17 protein-coding genes, 1 pseudogene and 1 riboswitch are annotated in these 18,327 nt (G+C 74.4%); of the genes and pseudogenes, 13 read left to right on the top strand and 5 right to left on the bottom strand.

What is annotated here, in order from left to right:
• Window positions 1-2 precede the first annotated feature (2 nt).
• The 6 genes from ACFT41_RS18500 to ACFT41_RS18475 all read left to right on the top strand — a co-directional run bounded on the left by ACFT41_RS18500 (window position 3) and on the right by ACFT41_RS18475 (window position 4,424).
• Window positions 3-260 carry a hypothetical protein gene (locus ACFT41_RS18500; RefSeq protein ID WP_377586853.1) on the top strand — a complete coding sequence of 86 codons (258 nt, stop codon included), beginning with the start codon at window positions 3-5 and terminating at the stop codon, window positions 258-260.
• A gap of 205 nt (window positions 261-465) precedes the next feature.
• Window positions 466-774 carry a WXG100 family type VII secretion target gene (locus tag ACFT41_RS18495; RefSeq protein ID WP_377586852.1) on the top strand — a complete coding sequence of 103 codons (309 nt, stop codon included), beginning with the start codon at window positions 466-468 and terminating at the stop codon, window positions 772-774.
• A gap of 28 nt (window positions 775-802) precedes the next feature.
• A complete protein-coding gene (locus ACFT41_RS18490) occupies window positions 803-1,084 on the top strand; it encodes a WXG100 family type VII secretion target (protein ID WP_377586851.1) in 282 nt (93 codons plus the stop codon).
• Window positions 1,085-1,166: 82 nt separating this feature from the next.
• Entirely contained in the window at window positions 1,167-2,516 is a 1,350-nt protein-coding gene (locus ACFT41_RS18485; RefSeq protein ID WP_377586850.1) for a S8 family serine peptidase, read from the top strand.
• Window positions 2,517-2,553: 37 nt separating this feature from the next.
• Window positions 2,554-3,093 carry a hypothetical protein gene (locus ACFT41_RS18480; protein WP_377586849.1) on the top strand — a complete coding sequence of 180 codons (540 nt, stop codon included), beginning with the start codon at window positions 2,554-2,556 and terminating at the stop codon, window positions 3,091-3,093.
• Between the two features lie 17 nt (window positions 3,094-3,110).
• A complete protein-coding gene (locus tag ACFT41_RS18475) occupies window positions 3,111-4,424 on the top strand; it encodes a WXG100 family type VII secretion target (RefSeq protein ID WP_377613930.1) in 1,314 nt (437 codons plus the stop codon).
• An 82-nt stretch (window positions 4,425-4,506) separates the two neighbouring features.
• Here the strand turns inward: ACFT41_RS18475 and mycP are convergent, their stop codons facing one another.
• Together mycP and ACFT41_RS18465 are read right to left on the bottom strand one after the other, a co-directional pair.
• Window positions 4,507-5,733: a type VII secretion-associated serine protease mycosin gene (gene mycP / locus ACFT41_RS18470; protein ID WP_377589547.1), complete on the bottom strand. Its 1,227-nt coding sequence runs from the start codon at window positions 5,731-5,733 to the stop codon at window positions 4,507-4,509.
• 98 nt (window positions 5,734-5,831) lie between these two features.
• Window positions 5,832-6,161, bottom strand: a pseudogene (locus ACFT41_RS18465) (helix-turn-helix transcriptional regulator); the annotation flags it as partial.
• 193 nt (window positions 6,162-6,354) lie between these two features.
• Between ACFT41_RS18465 and ACFT41_RS18460 the strand changes: the two are divergent.
• A complete protein-coding gene (locus ACFT41_RS18460; RefSeq protein ID WP_377589557.1) occupies window positions 6,355-7,047 on the top strand; it encodes a carbonic anhydrase in 693 nt (230 codons plus the stop codon).
• A 102-nt stretch (window positions 7,048-7,149) separates the two neighbouring features.
• On the opposite strand, the gene ACFT41_RS18455 is transcribed toward ACFT41_RS18460, so the two are convergent.
• Window positions 7,150-8,175: a coiled-coil domain-containing protein gene (locus tag ACFT41_RS18455; RefSeq protein ID WP_377589548.1), complete on the bottom strand. Its 1,026-nt coding sequence runs from the start codon at window positions 8,173-8,175 to the stop codon at window positions 7,150-7,152.
• 4 nt (window positions 8,176-8,179) lie between these two features.
• A riboswitch (cyclic di-AMP (ydaO/yuaA leader) is annotated at window positions 8,180-8,310 on the bottom strand.
• Window positions 8,311-8,476: 166 nt separating this feature from the next.
• On the bottom strand, window positions 8,477-9,931 hold the full coding sequence (locus ACFT41_RS18450) for a YibE/F family protein (RefSeq protein WP_377589549.1): 1,455 nt from the start codon (window positions 9,929-9,931) through the stop codon (window positions 8,477-8,479).
• Window positions 9,932-10,278: 347 nt separating this feature from the next.
• Between ACFT41_RS18450 and ACFT41_RS18445 the strand changes: the two genes are divergently transcribed.
• From ACFT41_RS18445 to ACFT41_RS18435, 3 genes are all read left to right on the top strand, one after another.
• Entirely contained in the window at window positions 10,279-12,345 is a 2,067-nt protein-coding gene (locus ACFT41_RS18445; protein ID WP_377589550.1) for a heavy metal translocating P-type ATPase, read from the top strand.
• Window positions 12,346-12,596: 251 nt separating this feature from the next.
• Window positions 12,597-13,121 carry a hypothetical protein gene (locus tag ACFT41_RS18440; protein WP_377589551.1) on the top strand — a complete coding sequence of 175 codons (525 nt, stop codon included), beginning with the start codon at window positions 12,597-12,599 and terminating at the stop codon, window positions 13,119-13,121.
• 85 nt (window positions 13,122-13,206) lie between these two features.
• A complete protein-coding gene (locus ACFT41_RS18435) occupies window positions 13,207-13,899 on the top strand; it encodes a DUF305 domain-containing protein (RefSeq protein WP_377589552.1) in 693 nt (230 codons plus the stop codon).
• A 135-nt stretch (window positions 13,900-14,034) separates the two neighbouring features.
• Here ACFT41_RS18435 and ACFT41_RS18430 read toward each other — a convergent pair whose 3' ends face one another.
• Entirely contained in the window at window positions 14,035-14,337 is a 303-nt protein-coding gene (locus ACFT41_RS18430; protein WP_377589553.1) for a metal-sensitive transcriptional regulator, read from the bottom strand.
• A gap of 150 nt (window positions 14,338-14,487) precedes the next feature.
• Here ACFT41_RS18430 and ACFT41_RS18425 point away from each other — a divergent pair, with 150 nt between their 5' ends.
• Genes ACFT41_RS18425 through ACFT41_RS18415 form a run of 3 tightly spaced genes read left to right on the top strand, consistent with a single transcriptional unit; the run spans window position 14,488 to window position 18,079 of the window.
• Window positions 14,488-14,697 carry a heavy-metal-associated domain-containing protein gene (locus ACFT41_RS18425; RefSeq protein ID WP_377589554.1) on the top strand — a complete coding sequence of 70 codons (210 nt, stop codon included), beginning with the start codon at window positions 14,488-14,490 and terminating at the stop codon, window positions 14,695-14,697.
• Window positions 14,698-14,728: 31 nt separating this feature from the next.
• A complete protein-coding gene (locus tag ACFT41_RS18420; protein WP_377613929.1) occupies window positions 14,729-15,805 on the top strand; it encodes a hypothetical protein in 1,077 nt (358 codons plus the stop codon).
• A gap of 12 nt (window positions 15,806-15,817) precedes the next feature.
• The gene (locus tag ACFT41_RS18415; RefSeq protein WP_377589556.1) at window positions 15,818-18,079 is read left to right on the top strand and encodes a heavy metal translocating P-type ATPase; all 2,262 of its coding nucleotides are present in this window, start codon (window positions 15,818-15,820) and stop codon (window positions 18,077-18,079) included.
• Window positions 18,080-18,327 lie beyond the last annotated feature (248 nt).

The following is an 18,327-nucleotide window of genomic DNA, read 5'->3' as shown; positions in this document are numbered from 1 at the left end:
ACATGGTGGCGCTCTTCGTGTATTCCATAGTCACCATCCCGGTCTTCCTTGTGCTGGGCTGGGTCGCCCGGCTCTGGCGGGTGGCCTGGCTCATGCGGGTCAGCGAGGTGGGAGTCCTCGCGGGCGGCGCCGCGATGCTCCCGGTGGCGCTGGACCGGGCCTTCGAGAAGCCGGTGCTCTGGCCGTTCGTGGTGCTGGTGGCCGCGATCCTGGTGTTCGGCGTGGTGATGCACGTGCGGTCGTACCGTAAGCCCTCCTGACGCTCGCCGACCCGGTCCGATGAGACGCTCCACTCACGATCGGGGCGGCGGCGCGTCTGCCGCGACGTGATGGCAGGGCTGCGCGGCGTGGACGGGGTCGGTTACGGTGCATCCTGAATGTCCGTCGGTGGGGTTGGTCGCCTTGCCACGGGGGAGGGGCGCGGCAGAGTTCCGCCGCCACAACGATGACGGAAGGGTGTGAAGCATGGCGTTCGAGGTCGACGCATCGACTCTGCATACCGCGGCGAATGACGTGCGGTCCACGCGCGGCGATGTCGACGGTGAGCTGAAGAAGCTGTGGAACGTGGTCGACGACCTGGCGATGGCCTGGAAGGGGCAGGCATCCTCGGGCTTCCAGCAGCTCATGCTGCGCTGGAACGAGGACACCGCCAAGCTGCTGACCGCGATGGACAACATCGCCGACCTGCTCGACAAGGGCGGCACGACCCACCAGGTCAACGACGAGGAGCAGCAGCAGATGCTGGACAAGTTCCACGCTGCGCTGAACCCGTGACCGGCAGCCAGGCGCAGGGGAGGAAATCATGAGCATCAAGGTCGACTACGCGGTCCTCGAGAGCAGCCACCAGCAGATGACCGCGATCTCGCGGACCATCGACGAGAAGCTCGACACGCTGCGGTCCATGCTGACGAAGTTGCACTGGGAGGGCGAGGACCGCACCGCCTACGAGCAGCACCAGGCGCAGTGGGACGCCGCCGTCCGGGACATCAACAAGATCCTGAACGACATCGGTGGCGCGGTCGGCATCGCCCGCGAGAACTACGTCTCCACGGAGATGAGCAACTCCAAGGTGTGGAACAGCTGAACTGACGCCGACGCGGCTCCGGTCCGGCTCGACCGGACCGGAGCCGTTCTGCGTGACGGTCGACGAGGGCCGGGGGAGAACGATGCGCACGGGGAGACACCACCGGCCGCTGCTGCGGTCCGCTGCCGTGATGCTGGCACTGGTCACCGTGGCCGGTGGTGGCCTGCTGACCGCGCCCGCCCCGGCGCGCGCCGCCGACACGGTGCGTGGCCTCCAGTGGCACCTCGACACGCTGCGCATCCCCGAGGCGCACAAGCTGACCCGGGGCAGGGGCGTCACGGTCGCGGTGATCGACGGCGGGGTGTACGCCGCCCACCCCGACCTGCGCGGGCAGGTCCTGAGGGGCACCTCCCTGTCCAGCGCGGTCCGGGCCGACGGCCAGGCCGACCCCGACCGCGAGAAGGGCCACGGCACCGCGATGGCCGGCATCATCGCCGGCCGGGGCGGCGGGCCCATGCGCCTGCTCGGCATCGCCCCGGAGGCGAGGATCCTGCCGGTCGCGCTGGGGCAGCCGCGCGAGTGGGACATCGCGGGCGGCATCCGCTGGGCGGCCGACGCCGGAGCCGACGTGATCAACCTGTCCATCGGCGCTCCCGGCACCGACCCGCAGGTAGCCGAGGCCGTCCAGTACGCGCTCGGCAAGGGGGCGGTGCTGGTGGCCGCCGGCGGCAACCGCCGCACCGACCAGACCGTGCCGATGCCGGCGAACATTCCCGGCGTGCTCGCGGTCGGGGCCGCCGGCAAGAACGGCTCGCGGTGGAGCGGGTCGGTCACCGGCCCGGAGCTGGGGCTCGCGGCACCCGGTGAACGGATCATCAGCGCGGCGCCGCCGCCGGTGTCGCCGAACGGCTACGGCGTGAACGACGGGACCAGCGACGCGGCGGCGATCGTCTCCGGGGTTGCTGCCCTGGTGCGGTCCCGCTATCCCAAGCTCGACGCCGCGAACGTGGTCAACCGGCTGATCCGCACCGCGCGGGACCGGGGTGCCCCCGGCCGCGACCCGGAGTACGGCTTCGGCAACGTCGACGTGCTCGCCGCGCTGACCGCCACGGTGCCCGAGGTGGACGGCAACCCGCTGCTGGCCGGCGCGTCCGCGAAGCCGGGCGACCCCGACGCGGACTCCGACGGTGACGACTCCGACGACGGCCGGCCTGCGGTCTCCTTCGGCCTGGCCGACGACGCCCCGATCCGGCTCGCGTTCTGCCTACTCGCGGTGCTCCTGGCCGGCGCGGTGGTCGTGGTGCTGGTCGTGGTCAACCGCCGGGCGGCCCGCCGCCGCGTCCCGCCCGCTCCGCCGGGGCCGCACCCGCCTGGCCCGCCACCGGGCGCGTACCCGCCGGGGCCGCCTGGCCCGTATCCGCCCGGCCCGTATCCGCCGGGGCAGCCGCCGGGGGCGCCACCGTCCGGCCCGCCGGGCCCGCAGCCGCGCTGACACCGACACCTGAGAAACGGGGCCAGGGGAGGGCATCATGAGCGACGAGAAGAACGATCCGGACCGGGTGGAGATCGACCTGCCCGTGCCGCTGCCGGTCAACCCGGCCTATCCGGGGATGGTCGACATCCGGGGGTTCAGCTTCGACCGGATCGGCGTGGAGCAGGCCGAGACGCCGAGCGGGCTGGTCGCCGGCAAGGGCGAGAAGGGCGTCCAGACGGAGTGGGACGCCGGCAACCTCGACTCGGCCATCACCTGGCTGGAGACGCATGCCAGCTACCTCCACCGGCTCTCCTACGACATGGCCGACATCTCGGAGAAGCTCGGCGGCGGCCAGGCCGTCGCCGGTAAGGGGCCGCTCGGCGGCTTCCCGTACGCGGTGCAGCTCGCCCAGCGGCACCAGCAGGTCCACAGCGGCACCGAGAGCGGGCTGCGCACCCTCTCGGAGAACCTCTACTCGGCGGCCGAGGCGCTGCGCACGGTGAAGCGCAACTACGAGACCGCCGAGGGGGCCAACGAGATGACCGCGCAGGAGATGCAGCAGGCCTTCACCGACGCCGCCCGCGGCGGCAGCTAGATCGACGGGAGCGGGACGTGGGGGACAAGAGCTGGGAGGACATGGCCCGGGAGGTGCTCGTCGAGGGCCGCCCGGCCGACGTGCAGAGCGCCGCGCTGGGCTGGAAGGAGCTGATCAAGAACCTCGATCAGGTCCGGGAGAGCCTGGAGAAGAACGTCAAGGACATCGGCGCGGCCTGGAAGGGCCCGGCGTACGAGGCGTTCAAGACGCACATCGAGGGGCTCGCCAAGAACGCCAAGTCGATCGTCGACGACATCGACAACCCGGGGCGGGGCAAGGTCAGCATCGTGACCACCCTGGAGACCGCCGCCAGCCAGTTGGAGGACGCCCAGAACAAGATGCCCGTCCCGGCGGCCTGCGTCGGTGACGTCCTGGCGGCCCGCAACGGCGAGATCACCCTCGGCGTGGGGCTCTTCGAGACCCGGGTCACGGCGGAGCTCATGGGCAGCTGGCCGGTCGAGCAGCTCGGCAAGGTGGGCGACTGGGTGACGGGCTGGTTCTCCGATCAGGAGGGCGACGCCCGCAAGGTCTACGACGAGGTCAACGGCAACTTCAAGGACCGCACGATGGAGGTGCCGGGCTCGGTGACCCCCAGCAGCCAAAACCCGGGCCCGACGGAGGTGCCGAACCTCGGCGGCGGCCCGGGCGCCGGTGGCGCCGGCGGGGTCCCGCCGGTGGGTGGCATGCCGACGAGCGGCGGCCTCGATCCCACGTCTCCGCCCGGCATCGACGGGCTGCCGGGGCTCGACGACGGCAGGCCCGATTTCGAGTCGACGACCCACCCGGACCTCAACCCGGTCACCGACCTCCCTGACACCGGGTCCGTGGACCCGGGCGGGCTGGACGACGGCTACGGGACAGGGCTGGCCGGTGCCGGTGCGCCGACCACCACCGGTCTCGGCGCGGGCGGTGGGCTGGGCGGCGGCGCGGGCCCGTCCGGCGGTGGCGCGGGCGGCGGCATCCCCGGCGGCGGCGCGCTCGGCAAGACGGTCAGCCCCGGGCTGCCGCCGATGCTCGGCGGCGGCGCGGCCGGCGCGGGCCGGGCTGCCGGTCGGGGCGCGGGCGGTCGGCTCGGCGCGGGCAAGCCGGGCATGGGCGGCATGATGGCCCCCGGCATGGGCGGCGGGGCCGCCGGCGCCCGGGGCTCGGGCGGCAGGGCCGCGGCGGGTGCCGGTCGGCCCGGTGGCGCGACGGCCGGCCGGGGCGGCATGGCCGGTATGGGCGGCGGCGCCGGCTACGCCGAGGAGGAGCAGGTGCGCAACACCTGGCTGGAGGAGGACGAGGACGTCTGGGGTGCGGGCGGCGACGCCACCCCCGGCATCCTGCGCTGACGGCGCGAGTGGCCGCTCGTGGTCACCCGCGAGGGCGGGGTGGGACGGCGGTGGTCACCCGGCGGGAGCGGCCCGGCGGTGGTCACCCGGCGGGGGTGGGGCGGCGGCCCGGTCGCCAGCCCCGGCTCCGCCCCCGAGTCAGGATCGGCCTCACGGCCAGCAGCACGCCGGCCAGGACCGCGCCGACCGCGGCCACCCAGACCGCCACGGCCCGCTGCCAGCCCAGCGGGTCCTGTGGCGGGGCCGGCGCGGCCAGCGCCCCGGGCGGCGGGTCGGTGCGCGTGCCGAGCACGCTGGTGACGGCCCGGTACGGGTTCACCACCCCGTACCCGACCTCCGCGTTGTGCCCGTCCGGGGGGTTGTCCGCAGTGCGGGTGAGCCGGTATTCCACCCCTTCCGGCGTGAGGTCCGGGTGGGCGGCGCGGACCAGCGCGGCGACCCCCGAGACGTACGCGGCGGCGAAGCTCGTGCCGCCCTGCGGCTCGGCGAGGTATCCCTGCCCCCGGGGCGCGGGGCCGAGGATGTCCAGCCCCGGGGCGGCGATGTCCACGTAGTCGCCGCTGACCGAGCTGCCGACGTGGCCGCCCTGCGCGTCGACGCCGGCGACGGCGATGACCCCGGGGTACGCCGCAGGGTACGCCGGCAGGTTCTGCTGCTGCTCCTGCCGGTTGCCGGCGGCGGCCACCACCACGACACCCTTGCCGAGGGCGTATTCGACGGCGGCGGCCAGCTCCGGGCGGGGCAGCGTGACCAGGGACAGGTTGATCACGTCGGCGCCCTGGTCGACGGCCCAGCGGATGGCCAGGCCGATCTGCGCCGGCAGCCCCTCGTCGGTGGTGCGCCGGGTGTCCGGCAGCACGCGTACGGGCAGGATCCGGGCGGCCGGCGCGATGCCGGTGAACGGCGAGCCGGTGCCCTCCCGGCCGGCGATGATGCCGGCGACCATCGTGCCGTGCCCGGCCTCGTCGCACTGGCCCTCGTTGCGGGGCAGCGCGTTGAAGTCCTGGCCGGGGCGCACCTGGCCCCGCAGCAGCGGGTGGGTGGCCGACACGCCGGAGTCGACAACCGCCACGGTGACGCCCTCGCCCCGGGTGGTCCGCCACGCCGAGGCCGGGTCGAGCCGGGTCAGCGCCCACGGTGCCTCGGTGGGCGCGGGGTTCCCGGCCGGCCCGCAGCTAGGGGCGGCCGACGCCGGGGCGGGCGGCCCGACGGCCGTGGCGAGCAGAGCCGCCGTCAGCGCGGGCAGCGCAGCCCGCCGAGGTCCGGCCAGGCGCAGTCCGGCCCGCCGCCGTTCGGCCCGCTCGGTCACCCGGCGTCCCGTTCGGCCTGGTCCGAGGTGCCCGGGGCGGTGCGGTCCGAGGTGTGCGGTTCGGCATGGTCCGAGGTGCCCCGGGCGGTGTGGTCCGAGGTGTGCGGTTCGGCATGGTCGGTGGTGAAGAGGGCGAGCAGGTCGCCGACCTGGCGGTCCGCCTCGGCCGGGTGGCGGAAGTGGCCGCTGGGGTCGACCGTGTATTCGTTGCGCCGGCCCACCCGGGTCCGCCGCAGGTAGCCGCCGGCCTCCAGGTCGGCCACGATCGCCTGGGCCGCCCGTTCGGTCACACCCACCTCGTCCGCGACGTCGCGCAGCCGGGCGGTCGGGTTGCGGGCGATGGCGAGCAGCACGTGGCCGTGGTTGGTGAGGAACGTCCAGTTCCGGGTGCTCCCGTTCCCGCCTGCTGTCGTCGCCATGTCGGACATGTTAGGGCTCGGCGACGACGGGCACGCCCCTGGGCCGACGCGGGCCAACGCTCGGCCCCGCGCAACCCCTTCCCAACACAGGAAATGTGTATCACGTAACGCTTGACGTGCCTTTCGCTGCGTGTGACCGTGGGGGAACTGGTCGTGCGCGTGAATGACGAGGTGATGGGGCATGAAGCATTCCAGCATGTCGATGGATCAGTCGAACTCCGGGCAGCTCGAACCCCTCTCGACCATCGGGCGACCCGGCGAGCTGGGCACCCCGGGCGTCCCCTGCACCCCGGGCCGGGCCCTCGTCGAGTTGCAAGCCGGCAACCACCGCTTCGTCACCGGAGCGCCGCGCCACCCCAACCAGGACGCCGACCACCGGACGGCCGTCGCCGACGGCCAGCACCCGTTCGCGGTGATCGTCGGCTGCTCCGACTCCCGGCTCGCCGCCGAGATCATCTTCGATCGTGGCCTGGGGGACCTCTTCGTGGTCCGCACCGCCGGGCACACCGTCGGCCCCGAGGTGCTGGGCAGCGTCGAGTACGCCGTGACCGTGCTGGGCACCCCCCTGGTGGTGGTGCTCGGCCACGACTCCTGCGGAGCGGTGCAGGCGGCCCGGGCGGCGGCCGGCACCGGCACCCAGCCCGCCGGCAACCTGCGGGCCGTGGTGGACGCCGTGGTGCCCAGCCTGCACCGGGCCGCCGAGCGGGGCGTCGAGAGCATCGACGAGATCGTCGACATCCACATCGCGTGCACCGTCGAGGCGATGCTCGACCGGTCGCCGGTGCTGGCCGCCGAGGTCGACGCCGGTCGGTGCGCGGTCGTCGGAATGTCGTACCGGCTCAGCGCCGGCGGGGTGCGGACGGTGGCCGCCCTCCCGGCCCCCGCCGCCGCCTGACACCCGCCGCCTGACACCCGCCGCCTGAGACGCGCCGCCTTACGCGCCGAGAGGGGCCGCCCACAGTGGGACGGCCCCTCTCGGCGTGCGCGGCACGCGGCGTCAGAGCAGCGACATGTGCACGTGGTCGGTGTGGTTGGAGGGCCCGCTGTAGGACTTCCAGCCGGTCGCCGGGAACCAGATCTGCCGGTTCCAGATGACGTAGTAGATGCCGAGCCGGTCGGCGTTGCGGATGAGGAACGCGGCCAGGTTGTTGCCGTACATCCGGGTGTCGTTGTTGTGCCAGGGGGCGAATCCGCTGTTCTGGAGCGACCAGTCGCAGGCCCGGCCCTTGGGGTGCTCCCACGGCCCGCCCGGCCGGTAGCAGCCCACGAACCGGTTGAAGCCGGCCCGTTTGGTCTCCTTGTACGCGTGCAGTGTGCGGGGCGTGACGCAGCCGGAGGTGGTGGGGTCGTTCTCGCTGCACGACTCCGGTCGCCAGTCGCCGTCCGACGTCCGGCCCGGCCCGATCTTCGCGACCGGGGAGGTGGCGGAAACCAGACCGCCGGTGAAGCCCGCGCCGCCGACCAGCGCGAGCGCCTTCTCGGCGTCGAACTTCTTCTTCGCCATGACCGACGCCTGCTTCTGCTGCTCGCGCACCTCGGCGTCGAGCGCGAGCTTGGCCTGCTCGGCGCGGTTCTTGGCCGCGCTGACCTCGGCCAGCTTGTTGGCGTTGACCATGTTCAGCTCGTCGAGGGCGGAGGCGCGCTTGACGAACGAGTCCGGGGTGTTGCTCTCCAACAGCATCGCCATCGCGCCGACCCGGCCGGTCCGGTACGACTGCGCGGCCATCTCGCCGACCTGCGGCGCGAGCGCGTCCAGCTCGTCCTGGGCCTTCCGCACCTCCTCGGCGAGCTGGGCCTGGCGCTTCTTCGACTTTTCGAGCTTCGACTTGGCCTGGGCGTAGTCCCGGTTGGTCGCCTCGATCACATCGGTGATGAGCTGGGGCTCGTCGTCCTCCTCGTGCCCCGACGGTTGGGGGGCGGCGGAGGGCAGGGCGAGCGCCGGGGCGGCCGGCCCGGCGACGACCGCCAGGGCAGCGAGCACGGCCACCACGGGGGTCAACCAGCGGTGCAGGGGTGCCGTCACAGTGTTCCCTTCCATCGACCGCCGACCGGGTTAGCTGACGGGTTCGGGGCGGAAGTGGCCCCTACCGCTCGCGCGGATTCACCCCGGGCACCTGGTTCCCCGGCTCGCCTCGCGGCGATTGGGCGGCGGCACCGCAGGCGCCGCTTCGCGCCTTCGGCGGTGACCGGCAGCGAGGTTACCCGAGAGTCCTCGTGGGGAGCTACGTCCGGCTGCCGACTGAAAGCGCTATTTCGTAATCGCTGTCGGTGATCGGTGATGCGCTTCTCAGGGCGGATGCCGCCATTGGTCACGCTGCGGAGTGTCACCATGCGGTCTCCGTGCCTCCTTCTCGGTGCGGCCGTCCGGCCGGGGGGTGGGTGGGGGCGTGGTCGTCGGGGAACCCCTCGGCCGCCCGGCCGCCGCCGAGCGCCTCCAGCGCGAGATCCCGCTCCGCGGGCCGCCGCCGGCCGCTGCCCGGCGTACGCGTCGCCGGCACGTCCCCGACGCCCGCCGGACCGGACCGGGTCGCCCTGGTCCGTCCCGCGGCGGCGCTTTCCGCGGCGCTGCGCCCTGCCGTGGTCCGTCCCGCGGCGGTGCGGCCCGCTGCGGTGACCACGGCGGCCAGCCCGGTGGTGAGCGGCACGGCGGCGATCAGGCCCAGCGTGGCGACCGCGCTGCGGACGATCTCCTGGGCGAGGAACTCGCTGGTCAGGATCTCGGTCACCGGGCGGGAGTCGGCGGTGAGCAGGAGCAGCAGCGGCAGCGACGCGCCCGCGTACGCCAGCACGATCGTGTTGACCGTGGAGGCGATGTGCGCCCGGCCGACGCGGGTGGCCGCCCGGTAGAGCTGCAACCGGGACAGCCCCGGGTTGGCGTGCGCCAGCTCGGTGACCGTGGCCGCCTGGGTGACGGTGACGTCGTCGAGCACCCCGAGCGAACCGATGATGATGCCGGCCAGCAGCAGGCCGTGCAGATCCACGTCGCCCCGGAACATCGACAGGGTGGTGGCGTCCTCGCTGCCGTACCCGGTGAGGTGGGTGGCCGCCGTGGCGAGGGTGCCCAGGAGGCCGGTGAGCACCAGGCTGCCCAGGGTGCCGAGGACGGCCACCGACGTCTGCGCGCTGACCCCGTGGGTGAGGTACAGCACCACGAACATGATCAGCGCGGAGCCGACGACGGCGATCGGCAGCGGTGACCCGCCCGCGCCGATCCCGGGCAGTACGAAGGTCAGCAGGATGGCGAAGGTGGCGGCCAGGCCGGCCAGGGCGGCCACCCCCCGCCAGCGGCCGAACGCGACGATCGCCAGCGCGAACACCACCGCCAGCCAGACCAGCGGAGTGCCGCGCTGGTGCTCGGCGATGTTGTAGGCGCTCGCCGTCGGGTCCGCCGGGTCGGTCAGCTTCACCAGCACGATCCGGTCGTCGACGGCGACGGTGGGCGCGCCGGGGCCGGTGGGGATCGGCGTCTCGACCTGCTGCCCGGCGTCCGGCCCCTGCTCCACCCGGACGGTCACCGTGCCGCACGGGCCGTCCGCGACGTCCGGCCCGGCCTCCGGCGTCCCGGGCTGTGGCGGGCACTCCTCGGTGACCACCCGGGTCACTGTGCCGTGGTAGCGGGGCACCGGCGAGCCGCCGTCGACCTCCGGGCCGCCGTCGCGGGGCCACAGGACGATCGCCGCGATCACGGTGATCACGAAGAGGGGCACCACGGTCGCGACGAGGAGCCGCCGCACCCCTGGCGGGGTGGGCGGAGCGGGTCGGTTGTGGTCGGCGCCCATCGACGGTCTCCAAACGGTGTCAGCGCGGGATACGGCTCGGCGGCCCGGACGGTTCAGCGTCGCGGCGGTCGATCCGGGCTGGCTGCCCGAACGACCTCACCGGGCCGGCCGCCCGAGGACCCCCGCCCGAGGACCCCCGCTCCGCCGGCCCATCCGAAGCCCCTTCCGCTCCTCCGGTCGCCCGGAGCGGGATCCTGCGTCCCATCGCCCGGAATCGTAGCCACCCTCACCTGCGGACGCAGGCCGGTCGACACCATGTCGGCGACATGGCGGTGTTCCGGCCGCTCGGATACCGCCGTCTGACCGACATGCTGCCAATCTGACCGGCGGCGGGGCATCTTGGAGACATGGCCCACGAAGCGCACGCGAGGCACGGCGCACCCGCCGGACCCGGCGCACCGGACAAGCGCGCCGGACCCGGCGGGCACGACAAGCACGCTGGGCACGACCCGGAGATGTTCCGCCGCCGGTTCTGGCTCTGCCTCGCGCTGACCCTGCCGATCGTCGTCACCAGCCACCTGGTGATGGACTGGTTCGGCTACTCGCTGGAGTTCCCCGGCCGGGCGTTGGTCGGCCCGGTGCTCGGCTCGGCGGTCTTCTGGTGGGGCGGGTGGCCGTTCCTGGTCGGCGCGGTCCGGGAGCTACGCGACCGGGCACCGGGGATGATGCTGCTCATCGCGATGGCGATCAGCGTCGCGTACGTCGCATCGCTGGCCACCAGCGCCGGCGCGTTCGACCTGGACTTCTGGTGGGAGCTGGCGGCGCTGGTCACCATCATGCTGCTCGGGCACTGGCAGGAGATGAGGGCGATCGGTCAGGCCCGGGGCGCCCTCGCCGCGTTGGCCGCGCTGCTGCCCGACGACGCCGAGCGGGTCCGCCCCGACGGCGGCACCGATCGGGTCCCGGTGGCCGAGCTGCGCGTCGGCGACGTGCTGCTGGTCCGGCCGGGCGGTCGGGTGCCGGCCGACGGCCGGGTCGTCGACGGGGCCGCCGAGCTGGACGAATCCATGATCACGGGAGAGTCCCGCCCGGTCGTCCGGTCGGCCGGCGACCGGGTGGTGGCGGGCACGGTGGCCACGGACTCGGCGATCCGGGTCGAGGTGGCGGCGATCGGCGAGGAGACCACCCTCGCCGGCATCCAGCGCATGGTCGCCGAGGCGCAGCGCTCCAGCGGCCGGGCCCAGGCGCTCGCCGACCGCTTCGCGGCCTGGCTGTTCTACGTCGCCACCGCCACCGCCGTGGTCACGGTGCTGGTCTGGTCCGCCCTCGGCGACGCCGACGAGGCCGTGGTGCGGACCGTCACGGTGCTGGTGATCGCCTGCCCGCACGCGCTGGGGCTGGCGATCCCGCTGGTCATCGCGCTGTCCACGGCGGTTGCGGCGCGCTCTGGCATCCTGGTGAAGAACCGGCTCGCGCTGGAGCGGATGCGCACCGTCGACGCGGTGCTGTTCGACAAGACCGGCACCCTGACCCGGGGCGAGCACGTCGTGACCGGTGTCGCGGCCGTCGCCGGCACCGGTGAGGACGAGCTGCTGCGGCTGGCCGCCGGGGTCGAGGCGGACAGCGAGCACCCGCTGGCCCGAGCGATCGTCGCCGCCGCCGAGCAACGCGGCGGACCCGCGCCGGCCACCGGCTTCCGCGCACTGCCGGGCCGTGGGGTGCGGGCCACCATCGACGGCACGGAGTACGCGGCGGGCGGGCCGGCGCTGCTGCGCGAGCTGGGCGTGGGCCTCCCCGCCGAGCTGGACCGGATTGCCGCCGAGTGGGCGGGGCGGGGGGCCGCCGTGCTCCACCTGGTCCGCCTCCCCGGCACGGTGCTCGGCGCGCTCGCCCTCGCCGACGAAGTACGCCCCGAGGCGCGCGAGGCGATCGCCGAGCTGCGGGCTCAGGGCGTCCGGACCATCGCCATGATCACTGGGGACGCCCGGGCGGTGGCCGACGCGGTCGCCGCCGACCTCGGCTTCCGGCCCGGAGTGGACGAGGTCTTCGCCGAGGTGCTGCCGGCCGACAAGGACGGCAAGGTCACCGAGCTGCAACGCCGGGGGCTGACCGTGGCGATGGTCGGCGACGGGGTCAACGACGCCCCGGCGCTCGCCCGCGCAGACGTGGGCATCGCGATCGGGGCCGGCACGGACGTGGCCATCGAGTCCGCCGGGGTGGTGCTCGCCTCGTCCGACCCGCGTGGGGTGGCGGCGGTGGCCCGGCTCTCCCGAGCGTCCTACCGGAAGATGGTGCAGAACCTGGCCTGGGCGGCCGGTTACAACGTGGTGGCCCTGCCGTTGGCCGCCGGGGCGCTGGCCTGGGCGGGGGTGGCGCTGAGCCCGGCGGTCGGGGCGATCCTGATGTCGGCGTCCACGATCGTGGTGGCGCTGAACGCCCAACTGATCCGCCGGGTCCGCCTCACCCCCGGCTGATGTGCGTCGAAGCGCGGGCCCGTGCGGCACGTGTCCCGGCGGCAGGTGAGCGGCACGGTTCGTGGCCGGTCGCGGTGGAACCGTGTCGGGGTGTCGTGTGGTGGAGGCAGCCAAAGTTCCCGGCCCGGTCTCTTGGCGGCATCGATCGTCGACCCCGGGGCCCCGCAGCTCCTCGCCGACCTGGCCCGAGGCCACCCGCGCACCCGCGAGTCGAGGTCGGCCGACTTCAGCCGAGGCTCTAGCGTGGTGGCGTGCGGACGATGGCGGTGACGGGCGGGCGGTGGGTCCGCCTCGCGCTGCTGCTCTGCACCCTGGTCGGCCTGGCCGCCATGCACACCCTCGGCCATGGCGCGCACTCCGGCGGCACCCACGACGGACATGACGGGGCGGCACCGCGCGACGGGCATCCGATCTCCGTCACCCTCGCCAGCGGCGTGGCCGCTTCCGGACGGCTCGCCGGCGGCATGGCCGCCCCGGCTGGCGGCATGGTCGTCGCCGCCCTGGGTGCCCACGCCGGCTGTCCGGCTGGTGAGTGTGTGCCCGCCCGGCTGCTCCCGGTCGGTGGTCGCGCAGACGGGCCGTCCGGGTGGAGCGTCTGTTCGGCGGTGCTCGGCGCGCTCGGGGTCGCCCTGCTCGTCGCCGTGCTCCTGCTGACCGGCGCACGGGCGTTCGGCCCGTCCGGCCGGCGGCCCGGTGGGGCGCCCGCCGGACCGCGCGGCCCGCCCTCCCGCCCGCTCGGCCTTCGACTGGCCGAGGTCTCGGTGTCGCGTACGTAGGACGCCCCGGCGCGGGTGCCCGGCTCCGCCGGTGACCCGTGTTCCCGTCCTGCCCACGTACGTGACCGAGACCGAAGGATTCACCGTGACCACTCGTACGATCGCGCGCCGCGCCGCCCTGGCCAGCGCGGCCCTGACCGCCGTCCTCGCCCTGGCCGCCTGCGGTTCCGGCGACCACGGCTCGCCCAGTCACGACACGCCGGCCGGCGGCACCGCCACTGCCGCCGGCACCGCCACTGCCACCGCCACCGCGACTGCCACTGCGACTGCCACCGGGACTCCGACGCGCGGGCCGGCCGCGTTCGGCGACGCCGACGTGATGTTCGCCCAGATGATGATCCCGCACCACCGGCAGGCCGTGGAGATGGCCGAGCTGGCCGAGACCCGCTCCGCCGATCCGGAGGTCAAGCGCCTCGCTGCTGCGATCAAGGCCGCCCAGGCCCCGGAGATCGCCACCATGACCGGCTGGTTGACGGGGTGGGGTCGGCCGGTTCCGTCGCCCGCCTCGGGGCATGGGCACGGAGTGCCGGAGATGGACCACGAGATGCCGGGGATGATGTCCGAGGCGGACATGACGAAGCTGGCCGGCGCGAAGGGCGTCGGCTTCGACCGGCAGTTCCTGACCATGATGGTCGCCCACCACGAGGGCGCGATCACCATGGCGAGGGAGGAGCTGGCCACGGGGGCGAACCCGGAGGCCAAGGCGATGGCTCAGCAGATCGCCACCAGCCAGCAGGGCGAGATCGACCTGATGAGGAAGATCCTCGCCCGGCTCTGACGGCCAGGGCCGCCCGGCTCTGACGGCCAGGTCGCGCCATGTCGGCGAGGTGGGGGTGTCCGCAGCCCGGGATGCCCCCACCTCGCCGGCATCAAGTTGATCATCGGGCGAGCGGCACCAGTCGCTGGGCGGGTGTCAGCCGCGCTTCATGAGGCGGCCGACGGACGCCATCAGCTCGGTGGCCATCTCGTCGGTCCGGCCCTCGGCGATGCCCTCGCGCAGGCAGTGCCGAGCGTGCCCGTCGAGCAGGCCGAGAGCGACCTTGTCCAGGGCCGCCTGGATCGCGGAGATCTGGGTGAGCACGTCGATGCAGTAGCGGTCCTCGTCGACCATCTTCTCGATGCCGCGGACCTGGCCCTCGACGCGGCGGAGTCGCGCGAGCAGCTGGTCCTTGCTGGCGGTGTACCCCCGGGTCGGGGTGGGCGTGGGTCCGGTCATGCGGCCGAGATTAACATACCCCTCAGGGGTATGTTACGGTTCTCCGGGCCAGGGATACCCCCACCCGGTATCTCTGGCGTTTCGTAAGTGGCGGTCCGCCTCACGCTTACCCCCCGGGGGTAACGTGAGGTGCAGTGGAAGGAGAGAGCGATGGTCAGCACGACGTACGAGGTGCGGGGGATGAGCTGCGGGCACTGCGCCGGCTCGGTCGTCACCGAGGTCGGCGCGATCGGGGGCGTCACCAACGTCAAGGTGGACCTGGAGGGCGGCCGGGTCACCGTCACCAGCGACAGCCCGCTGGACACCGAAACCGTGCGCGCCGCCGTCGACGAGGCCGGGTACACCCTCGTCGGCGCGTGACGCCAACCCTGCGAAGAAACCGAGGCACGCGATGAACACGGCGACGAAGCTGAGCGGTTTCGTGCTCGGCCTGGCGGCGGTGTTCGGCGGGGCGTACGGGGTCGGCCAGGTGGTCGGCCCCGTCACCCCCGCCGCCGAGACCCGCCACGACGCCGACGAGACCCGCCACGACGCCGACGAGACCCGCCACGACGCCGACGAGACCCGCCACGACGCCGACGACCCCGCCCACGGCGCCACGCACGCCGACACCGGGGACGCCCCCGCCACCCAGCTGCCCGGCGGGCTGCTCGTCTCCGACGAGGGCTACACCCTCGCCCCGCTGGCCGCACCGGCCGGCGAGTTCGCCTTCCGGATCACCGGCCCCGACGGGCAGCCGGTCACCCGGTACGACGTCGCGCACGACAAGCGGATGCACCTGATCGTCGCCCGGCGGGACCTCTCCGGCTTCCGGCACGTCCACCCGGAGGCGGGGCCGGACGGCACCTGGCGGGTGGCGTCCCCGCTCGCCGGCCCCGGCGTCTGGCGGGCGTTCGCCGACTTCACCCCGGCCGGCGGGCCGGCGCTCACCCTCGGCGTCGACGTCACCGTGCCCGGCGCGCTCGACGCCCGGCCGCTGCCGCTGCCCGCCGCCGCCGCCACCACCGTCGACGGCTACACCGTCACCCTGGCCGGCGCGGCGCAGCCCGGCCGGGCCAGCCGGCTCACCCTGACCGTCAGCCGGGACGGCACGCCGGTCACCGACCTCCAGCCCTACCTCGGCGCGTTCGGGCACCTGGTGGCCCTGCGCCAGGGGGACCTGGCGTACCTGCACGTGCACCCGGAGGGCGCGCCCGGCGACGGGACGACCCCGGCCGGGCCGGCGGTGACCTTCTCCGCCGAGTTCCCCTCGGCCGGCAGCTACCGGCTCTACCTGGACTTCCGGCACGGCGACGCGGTGCACACCGCCGAGTTCACCGTCGCCGTTGGCACGCCCGCCGGGGCCACGCCCGACACGCCCGCCGCACCCGCCCCGACCAGCGCACCGACGGCGACCGGCACACCGGCCGCCACCAGCAGCCCCACCGCCGACGCCGGCCACGGCGTCCCCGGTCACGGGCACGACTGACGGGAGGCAGCGATGAGCTCGCCCACGCGACCGCTACCGGTCGCACCGAACCGGATCGAGCTGGCGATCGGCGGCATGACCTGCGCGTCCTGCGCCGCGAGGATCGAGAAGAAGCTCAACCGGATGGACGGCGTGACCGCCACGGTCAACTACGCCACCGAGAAGGCCACCGTCTCGTACGCCGGCAACGTCACCCCCGACGACCTGATCGCCACGGTCACCAAGACCGGCTATACGGCCGCCCTGCCACCCCCGCCGTCGGCCTCGTCCGAGCCGGCCGCCGCCGAGCCGGTGGACGAGCTGCGCGGGCTGCGTACCCGGCTCTGGGTCTCCGTGGCCCTGGCCGTGCCGGTGGTCGTGCTCGCCATGGTCCCGGCCTGGCAGTTCGACTACTGGCAGTGGCTGTCGCTGACCCTGGCCGCCCCGGTCGTGGTCTACGGCGGACTGCCGTTCCACCGGGCCGCGCTGATCAACCTGCGCCACGGCGCGGCGACCATGGACACCCTCGTCTCGCTGGGCACCATGGCCGCGTTCGGCTGGTCGCTGTGGGCGCTGTTCCTCGGCGACGCCGGCGTGCCGGGGATGACCCACCCGTTCCGGTTCGACATCACCCGCACCGACGGGGCCGGCAACATCTACCTGGAGGCGGCGGCCGGGGTGACCGTGTTCCTCCTCGCCGGCCGCTACTTCGAGGCCCGCTCCAAGCGGACCGCCGGTGCCGCGCTGCGCGCCCTGCTGGAGTTGGGCGCGCGGGACGTCGCCGTGCTGCGCGACGGGGTGGAGACCCGGGTCCCGGTGGACCGGCTCGCGCTGGGGGACCGGTTCGTGGTCCGCCCCGGCGAGAAGATCGCCACCGACGGGGTGGTCGACGAGGGCACCTCCGCCGTCGACGTCAGCATGCTCACCGGTGAGTCCGTGCCGGTCGAGGTCGGCCCCGGCGACACCGTCGTCGGCGCGACCGTCAACGCCGGGGGCCGGCTGGTGGTCACCGCGACCCGGGTCGGTGGCGACACCCAGCTCGCCCAGATGGCGCGGCTCGTCGAGCAGGCCCAGACCGGCAAGGCGGCCGTGCAGCGGCTGGCCGACCGGATCTCCGGGGTGTTCGTGCCGATCGTGATCGCGCTCGCCGCCGGTACCCTCGGCTGGTGGCTCGGCGCGGGCGCCGGCCCGACGGCCGCGTTCACCGCCGCCGTGGCGGTGCTGATCATCGCCTGCCCGTGCGCCCTCGGCCTGGCCACCCCGACCGCCCTGCTGGTCGGCACCGGGCGCGGCGCGCAGCTCGGCATCCTGATCAAGGGCCCGGAGATGCTGGAATCCACCCGGCAGGTCGACACGGTGGTGCTGGACAAGACCGGCACCGTCACCACCGGCCGGATGACCCTGGTCGACGCGCTCCCCGCCGACGGCGAGGACGCCGCTGACCTGCTCCGGCTCGCCGGGGCGCTGGAGGCCGCGAGCGAGCACCCCATCGCCCGCGCCGTGGCCGCCGGTGCCGCCGACGCGGGGCCGCTCGCCCCGGTCACCGGCTTCGCCAACGTGGAGGGGCTCGGCGTCACCGGCACGGTCGACGGCCGCGAGCTGACCGTCGGGCGGCTCCGGCTGCTGCGGGAGCGCGGACTCGACGTACCGGAGAAGATCGAACGGGCGGTGACCGGCGCGGAGGCCGCCGGCCGGACGGCCGTGCTGGCCGGCTGGGACGGCCGGGCCCGGGGGGTCCTCACGGTGGCCGACGTGGTGAAACCGACCAGCGCGGCGGCCGTCGCCGGGCTGCGCGCCCTCGGCCTCACGCCGATCCTGCTCACCGGCGACAACGCCACGGTGGCGCGGGCGGTGGCCGCCGAGGTCGGCATCGACGAGGTGACCGCCGAGGTGCTGCCCGCCGACAAGGTCGACGTGGTGAAGCAGCTCCAGGCCGACGGCCGCACCGTGGCGATGATCGGCGACGGGATCAACGACGCCGCCGCCCTCGCCCAGGCCGACCTGGGCCTGGCCATGGGCACCGGCACCGACGTGGCGATCGAGGCCAGCGACCTGACCCTGGTCCGGGGCGACCTGACGGCCGCCGTGGACGCCATCCGGCTGTCCCGCCGCACCCTGGCGATCATCAAGGGCAACCTGTTCTGGGCCTTCGCCTACAACGTGGCCGCGCTGCCGCTGGCCGCCGCCGGCCTGCTCAACCCGATGATCGCGGGTGCGGCGATGGCGTTCTCCTCGGTCTTCGTCGTCGCCAACAGCCTCCGCCTGCGCCGCTTCCAGCCGGCCGGCACGCCCTGAGGGTTCGGCGGGCGGCGTCGGGTACTGGGTGGCCTGAAGGAAGGCGCCGGGCGGGCCACCGGCGACGAGCGGCTCGAGGCCGGGTGCCGCAACGACCAGGCCAGGGGCCAGCCTCAAGAAGGCTGGCGAGAAGATCAAGGACGCTTTCAAGAGCAGACCGACACCACCCGCCCGCCGCGGCTCGCCCGCACGGCCGTCCGCGGCGTCCGCCTCGCCCCCGCCGGGCGGCCCCCGGCCACCGGCCCCTC

The sequence above is a fragment of the Micromonospora sp. NPDC057141 genome, assembly GCF_042670805.1.
Taxonomy (GTDB): Bacteria; Actinomycetota; Actinomycetes; order Mycobacteriales; family Micromonosporaceae; genus Micromonospora.
This window is presented reverse-complemented; position numbering and strand designations above follow the sequence as displayed.